The 16670-nt window shown below is 46.2% G+C and carries 7 protein-coding genes; 5 read left to right on the forward strand and 2 right to left on the reverse strand.

Going from position 1 to position 16670, the window contains the following annotated elements; all coding sequences use genetic code 11:
- Positions 1 to 30: 30 nt before the first annotated feature.
- Complete coding sequence (locus tag ACRD7P_RS10620) at positions 31 to 3411, reverse strand: VCBS repeat-containing protein (protein ID WP_430907546.1); 3381 nt, start codon at positions 3409 to 3411, stop codon at positions 31 to 33.
- A 517-nt stretch (positions 3412 to 3928) separates the two neighbouring features.
- Between ACRD7P_RS10620 and ACRD7P_RS10625 the strand changes: the two genes are divergently transcribed.
- The 5 genes from ACRD7P_RS10625 (at position 3929) to ACRD7P_RS10645 (ending at position 14739) form a co-directional block, all read left to right on the forward strand.
- Complete coding sequence (locus tag ACRD7P_RS10625) at positions 3929 to 4951, forward strand: LacI family DNA-binding transcriptional regulator (RefSeq protein ID WP_430907548.1); 1023 nt, start codon at positions 3929 to 3931, stop codon at positions 4949 to 4951.
- A gap of 263 nt (positions 4952 to 5214) precedes the next feature.
- Entirely contained in the window at positions 5215 to 8310 is a 3096-nt protein-coding gene (locus ACRD7P_RS10630; protein WP_430907549.1) for a SusC/RagA family TonB-linked outer membrane protein, read from the forward strand.
- A gap of 6 nt (positions 8311 to 8316) precedes the next feature.
- Entirely contained in the window at positions 8317 to 9849 is a 1533-nt protein-coding gene (locus tag ACRD7P_RS10635; RefSeq protein ID WP_430907550.1) for a RagB/SusD family nutrient uptake outer membrane protein, read from the forward strand.
- Between the two features lie 230 nt (positions 9850 to 10079).
- On the forward strand, positions 10080 to 11273 hold the full coding sequence (locus tag ACRD7P_RS10640; protein WP_430907552.1) for a glycoside hydrolase family 88 protein: 1194 nt from the start codon (positions 10080 to 10082) through the stop codon (positions 11271 to 11273).
- A gap of 346 nt (positions 11274 to 11619) precedes the next feature.
- Positions 11620 to 14739, forward strand: coding sequence for a DUF7594 domain-containing protein (locus ACRD7P_RS10645; protein WP_430907554.1), 3120 nt, complete (start codon positions 11620 to 11622; stop codon positions 14737 to 14739).
- 187 nt (positions 14740 to 14926) lie between these two features.
- Here the strand turns inward: ACRD7P_RS10645 and ACRD7P_RS10650 are convergent, their stop codons facing one another.
- Positions 14927 to 16663 carry a sodium:solute symporter gene (locus ACRD7P_RS10650; RefSeq protein ID WP_430907556.1) on the reverse strand — a complete coding sequence of 579 codons (1737 nt, stop codon included), beginning with the start codon at positions 16661 to 16663 and terminating at the stop codon, positions 14927 to 14929.
- Positions 16664 to 16670 lie beyond the last annotated feature (7 nt).

Consider the following 16670-nt stretch of genomic DNA (forward strand, 5'->3'; position numbering starts at 1 on the left):
CACATAAGCTTTTGAAATAACGGGAACGGTTTAATTCGTTTTGTTTTGATCGTTCGCCAAAACCTGGTGTACTGCCTTCAATATGACGGGAGCCGAATCATTGATCGTAATCAAATAGTAGGTTTGCCCCTTTACGATTATTTTCCCAATATCACGGGCCGGTCCGGCAACATCAAAGGAAGCGGTATCGGAAAGGAAAAACCCGCCTTTTTTATCATTGAGCAACAACTGGCCATGTGAGGCGTCCATACGGCCCAATTGAGTGTTTATTTGATAGTCGTTACCCACCAAAAGTACATCTTCCCAACCGTCGCCGTTCACATCGTCGACCAACATATCCTTTATGACCGAAGCGTTCACCAAAAGCGGTAAGGTCTTGATACGAAAACGTCCGTTACCCGTATTTTCAAAATATAACGTCCGTAGTTCGAATACCGACTTTTTTACAACGCTTTCCAAATTCCGTTTCGGAAACAGTTCTGCAAAGCGCGCCCCGGCAAAAGCTTTATAGCTTAAGTAGCCTTTCTTTAGCACCGGCATCTGTTGTACTAGGGCATCCCTAGAGGAGAAAGGGGTTTCCGTACCGTCGTGGACATGGGTAATCACAGTTTCCATGTGACCGTTACCGTCAAAGTCGCTCCGGTAAAGATGTACGGGTGTTTTCATGGAGGCCCTTATTCTGCTGTTGCTACCCCAGTTGCCGGCAATGAGGTCCAAATCGCCATCTTTATCAAAATCACATGCCTTCACACTGTTCCACCAGCCATGGGTGTTCCCCAGACCGGTTTCTTTTTGAATGGAAACTAATTTGCCATCGTTCAAAAAGATCGTTACGGGCATCCAATGTCCTACGGTAATAAGATCCAGGTAGCCATTGTTGTCCATGTCCGCCCAAAGGGCATCCTTAACGATACCCACATCCTTAAAATCGGGAGCGAAACTGTCCGTAATATCGGTAAACCCTGCGCTGCCATCGTTTTCAAAAACATATTGCCTTGACGTTTCCCCAAAAGACAACGGCACTTCATCGGAGCAAACGGTAAGGTCAAGGTCGCCATCCGAATCGATGTCCGCAGCAATCACTTTTGTGGCATTAATGGCAAGGGTCTCGAATTGGGTCGTATCCTTCGTGAAAATCCCTTTATGATTTCTGTAAAAACGCGGTTTCAGCCGTTTGGCCAAACGGGTTTCGCTACTTCCGGAAACCACCGCCAAATCCAGATCCCCATCCCCGTCCGCATCAAAAAAAGTCTGCGCAACGTCCTCGCTCGGGGCATCCTGGATGAACCTTTCGTTTTGGGCCATGGTAAAGGTGCCGGATGAATCCTGTAAAAACAATTGGGAAGGCTGGGTCCGTGCACCCGATAAAAAAAGGTCGTCGGAACCATTGCCGTCAATATCCGCGACGGCCACCGCGGGCCCGTTATTGGTATTTGCAAAGGGGAGCAAGGGGTTTCGATCAAAGGCGTTGGTCGGCTTTTCCGTATGCTTGTATGCCAATCCGATGGAGTCATTGACGATAAGTAGGGAGTCTTTTGTTTTTATCTCGGTTTTGGAAGGGGTAACAGCTTTATGTTGATACAGACGAAGGGTTTGGCGTGCCGCGATGTTTTGGAGTCTTTGTTGTTTTCCATCGGGCCAGACGACTTCCAACGTTCGTATGATGCTGTCCTTCCCGATTCCGAGGTGCATTTGCTGAGGAACCGCCGAAAGATACCCTCGCGATACATAATGTTCCTGTACAATGGTATGGTTATCGGTAGTCGCCGTAACCTTGGTACCGATGCCAAAGGTATTTTTCGTATTCCCTTCAAAAGATAGTTTTAGGTAGTTCGACCTATCGGAGAGCGTATTCTGTAAAAGATGGGCGGTATCATTGGCGTTGTTGACGACCAGGTCCAGATCGCCATCATTGTCCAGGTCGGCGTAAACCGAACCGTTGCTAAATGTTTCGGCACCGTTGTCCCATTCGGAAGAAGTATCCGAAAAGGTGAGGTCGCCATTGTTCTTGAAAAAAACATTGGCACGCTTGTTTTGGGGAATGTTCTCGATGAGTTTGAGGTTCCTTTCCCCGGAATCGGTGGCGTCCGAATTTTGGAGAAGCGTGTTGGATAAATAGTTGATAAAGTCAAGATCATTGGTAGCCCTTATGATGCCGTTGGAAACAAAAATATCCTTATATCCATCATTATCATAATCGGCCACTAGGGCGCTCCACGACCAATCGGTCGCTTCGATACCGGATAGATGGGCAATTTCGCTAAAGTTGAGCCCGCCTAAATTTAGGTGAAGGGTATTTTGCATGTATTGCGGTGCATAGGAGTTGTTCAGGTAGTTTTGGTATACGGGGAAGGGCGACTCCACTCCGGAGCGTTTGTATGTTTCGAGTTTTTGGGGAAGCATATCCAAGGAAACGATATCCATACGTCCATCATTGTTAATGTCGGCAATGTCATTGCCCATGGAAAGATGCGAGGTATGGCCCAGTTTTAATTCGTTTCGGGTGATCAAATCGGAGAATGTACCGTTCTTTTGATTGACGTACAGGTAGTCGTTTTCGTAAAAATCATTGCCTACATAAATGTCCGGATATCCGTCATCGTTCAGATCGCTTACCGCTAGTCCCAGACCATAACCGATCTTTCCCTGAAAAATACCGGCGTTTAGGCTGACATCTACAAAAATGCCGTTTTGGTTTTCGTACAAGCGATCTCCCGAATACGCGTTATATAACTTTCTTCGGTCACCGTTGCCATAACTATCATTGGGTTGCGTGGAATGGTTGAGCAGGTAAACATCCAAATCGCCATCGCGATCATAATCAAAAAACGAAGCCTGTGTTGCCAAACCCGAAAAATCGAGGCCATAAGCGGCGGCCATTTCCTTGAATATTGGAATGCCCGAAGGTGAGATACCCTGATTTATATAGAGAAGATTGGTTCCTGAAAGGCCCAATTCGGGAAGCGACACTTTACAAACGTAAAGATCCAAAAGTCCATCCGCATTAATGTCGACATGCGTTACACCGGTGGTCCATCCACTGTCGTTGGCAATACCGGATATTTCGGTCACTTCTTCAAATCGGAAATTCCCTTTGTTTAGGTAGAGCGCATCGGCTTTTTGATTGGCGGTAAAGTAAAGATCGATCAATCCGTCCATATTGAAATCGGCCGCGGCGACACCGGCACCGTTATAAAAATACAGGTACTCCAATACGTTCAGTTCGGTACTGGGCGAAAGGGTGTTTTCAAATGTAAGTTGAGATACGGATGGGGCTATGCGCTCAAAAAGGGGCGGAGGTACCTCCTTACAGGCCGTGGTGAACAAAAGACCGCTCAGAAAAAGGATGGTCACCGATAGGGAAGGCATAGTGTTATGGCGTATGATCATTTTTCCAGTATCGTTTACCATTATGTTTTCAAATACATAATCCAGGGCGCTATACTAGGGTACGGTACATTTTATTTGGTATGCTTCAAAACATTAAGACGTCTTCTAATTGAACGGACTGACGGACGCAAAAATAACGATTTATTACAATCGATTGTATTAATGTTGAAAATTGATGTGCCGTATGCTTCAAAAAGGACAGGTTGGTCTAGTTTGTTCTTGGCTCGTTTCACGGTTGCTTTTTTTAAGGAAAAAGAACAATTTAAAACGAATGGAATGCCTCTTTTTTCCATCAGCCGCCTTCATGTTCCGTTTTGGCTCCCAGCCTAGGGTAAGAAGGAAATTAACATTACTTGAAAAAGTTAAACGATAAAACAAGGACATTTTTAAGACAATGAAGTAACGATTGTATGAAAAATGACGGTTAAACAAAAAAGTTTAAATAACTTGGTCCCTAACGGTCGGGCTTCAAAAGCCTTTCTCTTAATGTAATGAGTACCTTAGAGCACAACCAAACGCTACCATACCAGTCGCTAAAATGAAGAACGGAAAACCTACCATTCACGAAATAGCCAGAGAATTGAACTTGGATAGTTCTACGGTCTCCAGGGCACTTAACAATAGTGATCGGGTAACAAAAAAGACAATAGATAGGGTAACTAGAAAAGCCGAAGAAATGGGCTATCGACGAAACTTGATGGCCTCTAACCTGAGAAAGAAAAAATCCAATACCATTGGTGTAATAGTCCCCAGAATATCACGATACTTTTTTTCCTCTACCATCGCGGGAATAGATGAAGCGGCTTTTGCGGCCGGATACAATGTAATTATCTGCCAATCCCTTGAAGAGCTTGAAAGGGAGCAGGGCATTATCAGTAATTTGATGGCGAACCAAGTTGACGGTGTGTTGATATCGGTGTCAATGGAAACCAAGAATGGAAGGCACTTAAAACAACTGCGCGATAGTGGTATCCCCCTAATCTTTTTTGACAGACATTTAAAGGAACTTGAAGGAAGCGGCAAGGTGCTCATCAACGACGAAGATGCAGCTGCAAAGGCCACGGGCCATCTTATAGAAATTGGCTGCAAAAAAATAGCACACTTTACCGGGCCGAGTACCCTTCAAATCTACAAAAGCCGTTTGAAAGGCTATCGGTCCGGCCTACGGAAATACCAACTTCCTTATGACCCTGATTTGGTGGTCAGCTCTAGATTGTCGGAAAAGGATGGAATCATGTCCGTAAAAAAGATATTGGAGAAGAATTCGGAAATCGATGGTATTTTTTCGGCCAATGACGTTGCCGCCATTGGAGCCATGAAGTACTTGAAAAGCATTGGAAAAAAAATTCCCGACGACATCGCTTTGGTCGGTTTTAGTAACGAACCAATTTCCGAAGTAATAGAACCTGCGTTGACGACCATCGATCAATCTCCTTATGAAATCGGTAAAATAGCCTGTAGTCTGTTGATAGAACAGATCGGAAACAAGACGTCCGACGCAAACAGCAGGACTATCATTTTGGAGTCTACCTTGTTGGAACGGGATTCAACAAAGAGGTAAAACCAGTACTCCGCTTCAGAAGCAGCGCAATAGTGCGGACGGCCTTACTTGGCCTTGCACGTACCGGCAAACGTTCTTCAACGTCGGTATGGTGGTTTCCAATGTATTCGGATAGCTTATTTTTTCGGATAGTAAAGCGCCTGAATATGATAATCGAAAATTTCAGATCATTTTTTTGATAAAACAATAATACAATCGATTGTATTTTTAAAAATCCTTTCGTATCCTTGTAGCGATAATTAACCAATTTTTAACACAGGAACATGAAAGAAAGAATGAAACGTAAGAAATGGATCATGCCGTTTACGGTGCTGTTTTTTGGGATGTGCATGTCGGTTGCCAACGCATTTTCCGCCACAGCCCTTACCAGTAACGTTCAAGCTATGGTAACCGGAAATGTTGTGGCCGATGACGGTGTGGCACTCCCCGGCGTATCGGTCTCGATCAAAGGAACCGATAAAGGGGTAGTGGCCGATTTCGATGGGAACTTTGAGATAATGGTTCCCGACGGGGACGCAGTTTTGGTCTTCAGTTATATCGGATACACTACCAACGAGGTTAGCGTAGGAAATCAATCTGTAATCAATGTCGTTTTACAGGAAGATGTTTCAAAACTCGATGAGGTGGTGGTAATCGGATATGGTACACAAAAGAAAAGTGATGTCACCGGTGCCGTGGCCTCTGTAAGGACGGAGGAACTTACCGCTTTTCCGATTCAAAGTGCCGAGCAGGCCCTGCAAGGGAGGGCTGCCGGTGTAAATATATCCGCCAACAACGGGGGAGAACCGGGCGGGGAGCTAAAAATACGCGTACGTGGGGCTACCTCGATCAATGCGAATAGTTCCCCTTTAATCGTAGTGGACGGTTTTGTCGATGGGGTAATACCGCCACCGGAGGATATTGCTTCCATAGACATCCTTAAAGATGCTTCGGCAGCGGCAATTTATGGATCTCGAGCAGCCAGTGGTGTGGTATTGGTAACCACTAAAAAAGGTAAAAAAGGCAAGATAACCGTTGAAGTGAACTCCTCCTTATCCGCACAGGAAGTCATCAACCGATTGGATCTAATGAATGCCGATCAGTTCGGGCAATATGTATCCCAGTTGACCAATGCCCCGTACGAACAAGGTCCCGCAAATACCGATTGGCAAGATCTTATTTTTCAAACAGGATTTTTTTCCAATCAACAGGCATCGGTTTCCGGCGGGTCCGAAAATATCGACTTTTATATTTCAGGAACGTATTTGGACCAGAAAGGGGCCGTTATCAACTCTGATTTCGAGCGTTTTTCTTTTTTGAGCAGCGTAAATTTCAAGGCATCCGACAAGTTTAAGGGAGGTATGAACCTTTTTGGAAGGTTTTCCAGTACCAACGGTATTTCGACGCAGACCGGATCCGGTGGTGCTGGTGGCGCGGACGCAATTTCCTCTGCCCACAGGTTCGCTCCCGATCGATCCATCTTTAATGAGCAAGGCGGTTTTCAGGTAAACACCGTTGGAGACCCTATCGATAACCCCTTCGCCATCGCTACCGAACGGGTAAATGAGACCATCAACGATTTGATGCGGGCCAATTTATTTGGGGAATATCAGTTTTTCGATGGACTTCGTTTTCGTTCGACCTTGGGTTATCGTACGATTAACCAACGCACGGGAATCTTTATCCCCAGTACCTTGGTGGGCGCCAGTGGTTTTGGCGGGGAAGCAAGGATCGAAACATCCAGAAATACGAACTTGTTGAACGAAAATTATTTTACCTACGATACGTCGTTGGGTGAACTGAGCTCGTTAACGCTTACAGCAGGTTTTTCCTATCAAAATGAGGTGAACGAAAACCTTTTTACGGGCGCGAGGGATTTTGTGTCCGAGAGCGTCTCTTTCCGGAACTTGTCAACCGGAAATACCCAGTTGGTACCTCGGTCCTCGATAACCGAAATAGAACGGGAGTCGGTCTACGGGCGATTGCAATTAAATCTTTCCGAAAAGTATTTGTTTACCGCGACCGCCAGGTACGACGGGTCCTCTAACTTTAGTCGAAACAACAAATGGGCCTTTTTTCCATCTGCCGCATTGGCATGGAATATGGGCAAGGAAGATTTTTTATCGGAAAGCAACACCATCTCCAATTGGAAATGGCGGGTGAGCTATGGGGTACTTGGAAATCCGACCTCTCCGGCCTATGGTACGTTGGCACGTTATGATGGTCGCTATTATGCCATAGGGGCAAGTACTTCCAACGCGGTGGCCCCGGCCAACCTCGCCAACGACGACCTTAAGTGGGAATCATCGTATCAACTGAATGTGGGGATGGATGTCGGTCTCTTGGACAATCGCATTAATCTTTCGCTGGAGTATTATAACATCGATACGGAAGACCTTATCTTCGACCAGCCCATCAATCCCTTGGCAGGTATCGAGGGGGGTACACAAACACGGAACATAGGTGAAATGAACAACACCGGGGTCGAGTTTAGTTTGAACAGTACGAACATTGCCACCGACGATTTTACCTGGAATACCGATTTTAACATCTCTACGAACATCAACGAAGTGGTTTCCCTGAACGAGGGACAGGACGTGTTTTATAGTTCCGCTCCCGCACACCTGCTCATCGATCAAACGCAGGTGCTAAGGGAAGGTGAGGCCGTGGGTTCTTTTTGGGGCTTTATATACGACGGGGTGTACCAAGGCGGTGCGGTTCCCGAAGGATCCGTCGTAATTCCAAGGGATCGCGATGCCGGGCCGCAGGCAGGGGATATCCTGTACCGGGATACCAATGGCCGTGACGACAACGGGGACCTTACCGGGCAGCCCGACGGACAATTGAATACCGATGATCGTACCGTAATCGGAGACCCCAACCCCGATTTCATAATGGGGCTCAACAACAGCATAACGTACAAGGGACTGGACCTTAATTTCTTTTTTCAGGCTGCAGTAGGCGGCGATATACTAAATTATACGTTCATGGAACTGGCTTCCGGATCGGCAAACGGTACCACCGATCTACTGAATGCCTGGACGCCTACCAATACCGATACCGATATTCCGGCAGCGGCATTTCGACCCGCGGAAGTAAGTAATCGCTTTGTCTATGATGGAAGTTATGTGCGTTTGAAAAACCTTTCTTTGGGATATTCCTTCCCGGAGCGGCTGCTGGAGAACGTAGGCCTACAAAAGCTTAGGGTATTTATCAGTGGTCAGAACTTGCTCACCTTTACCGATTATCCCGGTGGCGATCCCGAAACCAACTATAGAAGTAGTGGCAGTGGTTCGCAAAGCAATACCAATCTCGGACTCGATTATGGGGTTTACCCCAACGTAAAGTCATATACATTAGGTGTAAACTTAAAATTCTAAAAAACTATGAAAAAGTTTAATGTAATAGTCATACTGAGTGCCCTATTGATAGGGTGCACCGACCTAGAAGAAAATCCAGAGGGAATATTGGCCCCGGAACTGCTCAGTTCAACAGTGGCCGATGTTCAGGCTGCGGTGAACGGCGCTTATGCCAATTTGGCCCATGAAAACTATTGGGGAAGGAAAATAAGCCTTTCCATATTATTGCGTAGCGATATGTGCGATATTGGAAACCCCAGTACTGCAGGAAGAAGACAGGATGTCAACAATTTTAACATGTTAGCCAATAATGGCATGACAGAGGCGTTTTGGCCAAGATCTTATATTGTTATCGGTGCGGCCAACCAAGCGATAGGAATTGCCAATGGATTGGATGTCGATGAAGCCGAGATCAATCCGATAATAGCGGAAGCATATTTCGTAAGGGCCTTTGCCTACTATCACTTGGTCCGATTGTTTGGTGATGTGCCGTATCTAGAGGACGCTGTATCGGATGCCACAACCTTGGATGTATTGGAACGTACGCCCGAGGACGAGGTTTATGCAAACATTATTTCCGACCTACAATTTTGTAAGGAATGGTTGCCAATGGAGCAGCCCGATAGGGGCAAACCTTTTTCGGCGACCGCAATGGCCTATTTGGCCTCGGTTTATTTGACCATCGGAGAGTACCAAAATGCCTATAACGAGGCGAAGGCCATCATCGACAACGAGAGCGGATTCAACCTTGGCTTGGAGACAGATTTTCAAAACCTGTTTTTGGGCGACAGCGAAATCATAGAATCCTTGCGAGAACCACTTTTCACGCTCGATTTTATATCTCAGGAAAACTCCGGATTGTTCGGTGACGACCTTTTACCGCCACTTACGGGAATATCAGGTGATCAGACCGAGGGCCGCGGCGCGGGAGGTGGTTGGAGCGTAGCGGTACCGAACATCAATGTTTATGACAGGTGGAACGGTCGCGATTATCGAAAAAGGGTTAGTTTTGATACGGTGGCTACCATTGCCGGACAAAATGTTCGTTTTACGGAATTTAAGGCCGCAGACCCTGGTAACGGAGCCGTTGTAGACCGTCCGCACATCGCAAAATATACAAGACAGATAAATGCTGCAGGAAGTGGGCGCTTTTCCGATAACGACTATGTAATGATGCGGTATGCCGAAGTATTGTTTATTGCGGCGGAAGCGCTGAACGAGATTACACCGGGAGCACAAGAGGCCACGGATAATATCAATCGCATCAGGGAGCGTGCACGTAACTTTGGCGGTACGGTATCGGACTACCCACCAGATCTTCCCGCAAACCTTTCCAAAGATCAAATGAGGGATTCCATTATAGAGGAAAGGCGGTTGGAACTGGCATTTGAAATGAAGCGTTGGTACGATATCAAAAGACTTCAGTTGGGCCCCGAAGTTTTTGGTCCCCAAGGTTTGGAACCACATGCTAATTTTGATGCCGGCCGGGATTATTTGATGCCGTTGACAACAACCCAATTGAATATCAATCCCGAGTTGGGTCAAAACCCCGGTTATTGATAATAACCGTAGGTTGGTGACATAGCGTTCGCCAATGTTATATTGGGTATTCGGAAAAGCGAAAACACCATTAATTTTACTCGATAATCGAGATTTAAAATGCTCCGACGCTTGCGTCGAAATCAATATTAATTTTCCTTCTAATGCCTCCTGGGCTTGCCCCGAGGTTATTTACCTGTAGGAAGCATAAAGAAATGTTTTTATAGCACTATTGGAATAAACACAATGAAATGGGAATAAGAATCAGTTACGTCTTTTTTGCAATCGGGTTTGTATGCATCTGCTATTCGTGTCGGGAAGGTTCGTCCAAAAAAGAGCGGGGAGGCACCCAAGAAAACGTATCGTTATTGCAAGCTCGGTTTTCAAAACTGTTGGAATATCCATTGGATGCTAATGCCATTCCAAGAAGTTTTACAAAGGAAATTGGTAAAACGCGAAAAGTGACATCTGCCGATTGGACAAGCGGTTTTTTTCCAGGTAACTTGTGGCTGCTGTACCGGTTGACCCAAGATAGTGCGTATTTGGAGAGGGCGGAAAAATGGACCGCCTTTATCCAAAAGGAACAATTTAACGACAAAACCCATGATACGGGATTTATGATCAATTGTAGTTTTGGGAACGGTTTGCAGTTTGCCGAAAAAAAGGAATATGAAGCCGTCGTTTTGCAGACCGCAAAAACGCTGTCAACACGATATAGGGACCGCGTAGGATGTATACGTTCATGGGACTTTAATGCGGATGAATGGGATTTTCCGGTGATTATCGATAATATGATGAACCTAGAACTCCTGTTCAAGGCAACGGCCTTGAGCGGTGATAGTACGTATTATAAAATAGCGGATACCCATGCCAGAACAACAATGGCCAACCACTTCAGGGCAGATTTTAGCACCTATCATGTAGTGGACTATGATACGATTACGGGAGCGGTACGAAAAAAGCAGACCCACCAGGGGCATGATGATGGGTCTTCCTGGGCAAGAGGGCAGTCTTGGGCGATATACGGGTACACCATGGCATATCGGTTTACTCAAAATAAAGCCTATTTGGAAAGGGCCAAGGCTGCGGCCGACTATTTTTTAACATCGGGGAAATTGCCTGCGGACGGGGTACCCTATTGGGATTTTAAAGATCCAAAAATACCGGATGCGCCACGGGATGTTTCGGCTGCGGCCATTACGGCATCGGCACTTTATGACTTACATCGCTATACCGATAGGGACGATTATATCGATTATGCCGATGCAGTGGTAACGGTTCTTGAAGAAAAATATCTATTGGAAGAAGAAAACAATAGCCCCTTCCTATTGGACCATAGCACAGGAAACAAACCGAAATCGGACGAAATCGATGAACCCATCGTCTATGCCGATTATTACTTTTTAGAGGCACTTGTAAAGAAAAGGAAGCTTCTTGTACCATAATGTTTTGATCGAACATTATTTCGCACATACCCTTTGATGTCAGGTATGTGTTTCTTACCGCCAAACCAACTACCATGATATGTTTGTGGACATTGGATGTTCTTTTGACATCCAATGGTCCACCGAACGCTAACGTTGTTTACGACGTATTTACATATCGGATGGGGTAGGTGCACCTATGTCTATGACCGATTCTGATTTTTGACCTTTCCGTAGCTACGGATCGGATTCACTGAGCGTAACGCTGCTCTTTTGAAAAAGGGGGCGGTATCGATTTGCAGGACATTTCGTAATCGGTAGTTGCCATAATGTATAATTACCTTAAGGGAAATTAAAAATTTTAAACATGAAAAGGAATTACATAATAGGGCTGGTACTGCTATTTTCCAGCGTGGTACAGGCGCAAGAATTGATTTTTAGGTCCGGGTTTGAACCTGGTACGACGGTTGTTGATCAAACTTCGGCAGGTGCCGATATCATAGGGACCGATACTTCGGTCGCTTCGCCCAATATTTGGACCACCGACTTGGAGGACCATCCAAACATTGGAAAGTTTAACTTGCAATATCAGGATAAGGATGCGAACCAACAGGAAAAACGGCGTACGGAGATTATAAACGACCCAACGGGCAGGGGACAGGGAAAAGTGTTGAACTTTTGGGCGACCGGCGACAATGCCTCGGAGAGCCGCGCCCGGGTACAGGCAAACTGCTATGGTTCGGAAAACGGTATTTTCGAGTATTATCAGCGGGTGAAACTGTATCTTCCATCGGCCTCTTTTGAACCATTGCGTGCCGATCCCGGAGGGTTCGACTTTTTGACCATTTTGGAAATCTGGAACGATAATAATTTTGACCCTCCCTTTGGTACCCCCAATACCTATCCCTTTCGAATGAAAGTCAATATTACCAAACAGGAGGGGAGCGGTGAGGCACTTCGGCTGACCGCTACCGGGGAAGAGCAGAGTAGGGCCTGTTGCTGGGGGGAAGGTCCGGATCAGAAATGGTCCTATGAATCCGATTTTATAGTAACCTTTGATAAGTGGTTGGATATTGAGGTATATATCAAGGAAGGAAACGCTACCGACGGACGTTTTCGAATGGCCGTCACTCCGGAAGGAGGTGCGCGGGAACTGGTTTTCGATGTTACCGGGTGGACGCACCATTCCAGTGACCCAGATCCCGATGGAATCAAATTTTTCAATCCGCTAAAACTATATACGCTGGATTATCTTACTATCGACAAGGCTACCGCGGTAGGGGAACGGTTGGAGTATTATTGGGACGATTCGGAGCTGTGGAAGAACAAACAAATAAATCTTCCAGTTCCTGCAAACCCACCTGGAACACCCGTCCCACCTAGTCCGGTGTTTCAAGGTGTGGTGTGGTGCAACGTACCCTTTAACGATGAGTCCGGTACATTTACGGCGAAATGGGATATGATACCCGATAGCGATAATATGGATGGTGTAACCGCATTAGCCGCCGGCGATGCCGATTCGTATAGTGAATTGGCCTGTATCGTCAGGTGCAACAGTGATGGAACCATCGATGCCAGAAATGGAAACGATTATGCTGCCGATACAGTGCTTTCCTATAGCGGCGGGGCCAGCTATGCGGTTGAAATGGAGGTGGACATCAATACCAAAAAGTACAGCGTGTTCGTGACCCCGCCGAACGGGAACAAGGTTACTATCGGTTCGAATTTTGATTTTCGCTCGGATCAGGCCTCTGTTGCATTGCTCAACCGTTTGGTAATCAATACTGAGGATGTCCCCATTGTAACCAGCAATTTTGGAATCACCCGATCGTCCACCCCAAATTCCGGTAACCCCTTGGGTAATGGTACGACCACTTTATTACCGGTGGCCGATGCCTTTGCCAACAGTAAATCGGCAGATACGAACTATGGGGAAGAAACGGAATTTGTAATACAACCCAAACAATCGGAAAATAGGGTGGAGTACCTGAAATTCGACCTGTCCGATATTTCGGGTAATGTGGAAGAAGCCACATTGCGCATCTATAATACCGAATGGAACAATAGTGTTACGGATGTTTCCATAGCGGTGCAGGCGGTAAATTCCGATGCCTGGTCCGAGGATACCCTAACATGGTCCAACAGACCGGATGCTTCCGGTAGCGATTTGGCCTTGGCTGCCGAGGCCAATGGCGGTTATACCGAACTGGATGTTACCGATTTTGTTGCCCAAGAAATCAATGGTGATGGCGAAGTCTCTTTTTACCTCTATATCAATATGCCTTGGGCACACCCTTATGATATGCGGGCCAATATTTTTTCCAGGGAAAGCGATGTGAACAAGCCACAACTGCTGGTAACCACTGATGCCGAAGGGGTCGATCTGACCCCGCCCAGCAAGCCCCGTGAACTTACCGCTATCAGTATAAAGGAAAATAGTGTTACCCTATGTTGGAACGCTTCGGTCGACGATGTCGGGATCGATAAGTACGAAGTATTGGTGGATACCCAATTCAATAAGGCGGTATTGGGCGATCCACCGACAACGATTACCGTTATAGATGGCTTAGATCCCGGCACCACCTATCTCATTTACGTCAAGGCCGCCGATGCGGCCGGAAACTTTTCCGAAAATAGCGTCGCTATCAATGTTACCACTTTGGACCATCAGGGGGTAGGAAATGCCGATACCGACACAGCGACCTTAGTGCCAATCGCCGATGCATTCACCAATAGCAAATCGCCCGGTACCAACTATGGGGCCATTACCGATTTTACCATACAACCAAAACGGTCGGAGAATCGCGCCGCTTTTCTCAAATTCGATGTTTCCGATGTTCCGGGCACAGTAGAGAATGCTGTTTTACGGGTTTTTAATACCGAATGGAATGCCAGTGTTACCAACGTTTCAATGGCGGTACAAGGGATGAACGATGATTCTTGGACGGAGGAAGGACTCCATTGGACCAACAGGCCGTCGGCCTCCGGTGTCGATCTGGATGTTGCCGGGGAGGCCATTGGTGGCTATACGGAGTTCGATGTAACCGATTTTGTAATTCAAGAAGCCAATGGAGATGGTGCGGTTTCCCTTTATTTGTACATAAACATGATATGGCAGTCGCCATGGGACATGCGTGCCAATATCTTTTCAAGGGAAAGTGAGAAAACTCCGCAATTAGTGGTTACTTATCGGAGCGAAGCTAGCTTGAAATCCGATATAGGTATGCCGAAGTCCCAAAATGACGGGGCCTGGGCATATCCGAATCCTGTAACCGAAAACATCTTTTACGTACAGGTCGATGATGACGACGCGGCCACCACACTGTTGTTAACGGATTTGCTGGGGCGTAGCATACCCGTTTCGGTGACCAAAGAGACGCCGGGCACCTTGAGGGTAAGACCTGGCACATCCCTTGAAAAGGGCGTGTATTTGCTATCGGTACGGAACAGTAGCGGTTCGCGATCCCAAAAGCTGGTTTTTTGGTAGCATGGTATCCGTGGGCATACACTTTTTTTAACTCGAAAAGTACAGGGAGCGACTTCAATAAAAGTTGCTCCCTTTTTTGTAGGTGTATTACCAATTGCTGGTTAAAAATAACCATTCCAACGAAACCCGGACTGCTAGGATAAAAGATCTCGATACACTATCGGACACATTTTTGATGAAAACATCATCAAGCGTTGTGCACCGAAGAATTTTTCAATAAGCGATCGAACAATTCAAAAACAACGGCCAAAAACATTACCAATAATGCTCCCACGAAGTTTAACAGGAGATAGCTTAGTTTTTCCTGTCCGGGGGGATAAATGTGAATGAGGTAGTAATAACATACGATAACGATGATTTGCGTCAACACAGCGGCAAAAAACACGGCATTTCCTTTTACAAACTTTAGAAAGAAAGCCAATAGAAAAATACCTAAAACATTGCCGTAAAAAATGGAGCCGATAATATTGACCAGTTGGATGAGGTTGTCGAATAGATTGGCCACACAGGCCACCAAAATAGCGATAACGCCCCATACCAGAGTAAAAACTTTGGATGCGTTTACATAATGCCGTTCGGAAAAGTTGCCCGTTTTGTTTCGCTTGTAAAGGTCCAGCGCAGTAATGGTGCCCAAGGCATTTAATTCCGAGGCGGTGGAGGACATCGCGGCCGATAGGATAACCGCCAACAACAACCCGATCAAGCCCCGGGGCAGGTTGGTTAGTATGAAGTGAATGAATACGTAATCCTTGTCGTTGGTCTCTACGGACGCATCGGCTTGTTTGATCAGGTTGCGCGCGGTCGCCCGGTTGGCCTGATCCTTCGTATTGATGGCGATTATTTTGGTCTTTGCCTCCGATATGGCGCTATATTCTTTTAGTTCCAAGGCTTTTGAAAAATTGTTCTGGGCAATTTTCTTTTGGACTTCCAGTTCCAGGTGCGCTTCTTCCAGGTTTTTATAGTCTTCCGCAAAAGGGGATTGTAATATGGCCTCGGTGGCGGAAGGATTAAAGTTTAAGGGAGAGGCATTATATTGATAAAAAACGAAGACCATCACCCCTACGAGTAAAATAAAAAACTGCATCGGTATTTTAAGGATACCGTTAAAAATGAGCCCTAGTTGGCTTTCCCGTATCGATTTTCCGGACAAATAACGTTGTACCTGGCTTTGATCGGTACCAAAATAGGCCAGCATTAAAAAGAACCCGCCCGTAACACCGTTCCAAAAATTATAACGGTTCGTAAAATCAAACTTAAAATCGAGAATGTTCAGTTTGTCGTTGGCTCCGGCTATTTTTAAGGCCTTGGTAAAGGTAATATCGTTTGGAAGGTACCCCAAGATAAAAAAGAAGGTTACGAACATCCCGAACATAATAACGAACATCTGCTGTTTTTGCGTAACGCTTACCGCTTTGGTTCCCCCCGATACGGTGTAGATGATGACCAAGAGGCCAAGGATAACGTTCAAGGTTCGCAGGTCCCAGCCCAAAATAGCAGAAAGAATGATCGAGGGCGCAAAAATGGTGATACCGGCACCCAATCCCCTTTGAATCAAAAAAAGAACGGCCGCCAGGGACCGGGTCTTTAGGTCGAAACGATTTTCCAAAAACTCATAGGCGGTGTACACCTTTAGTTTATGATAGATGGGGATGAATACGAGGCATATGACAATCATGGCCAAGGGCAGTCCAAAGTAGAACTGTACAAAGCCCATACCGTCATGGAATGCCTGACCCGGTGTCGATAAAAAGGTAATGGCACTGGCTTGGGTCGCCATAACGGAAAGACCGATGGTCCACCATTTGGCGTCCTTTCCACCGCCGACATAGTCCGCGACACTTTGGCGTCCCCTAGTTTTCCATACTCCGTAGACTACGATGAAAAGGAGGGTTCCGGAGAGTACATACCAATCTAATGTTTCCATTTAGCTA

Origin of the sequence: Maribacter sp. 2-571 (assembly GCF_050589625.1) — a bacterium.
Classification (GTDB): Bacteria; Bacteroidota; Bacteroidia; order Flavobacteriales; family Flavobacteriaceae; genus Pelagihabitans.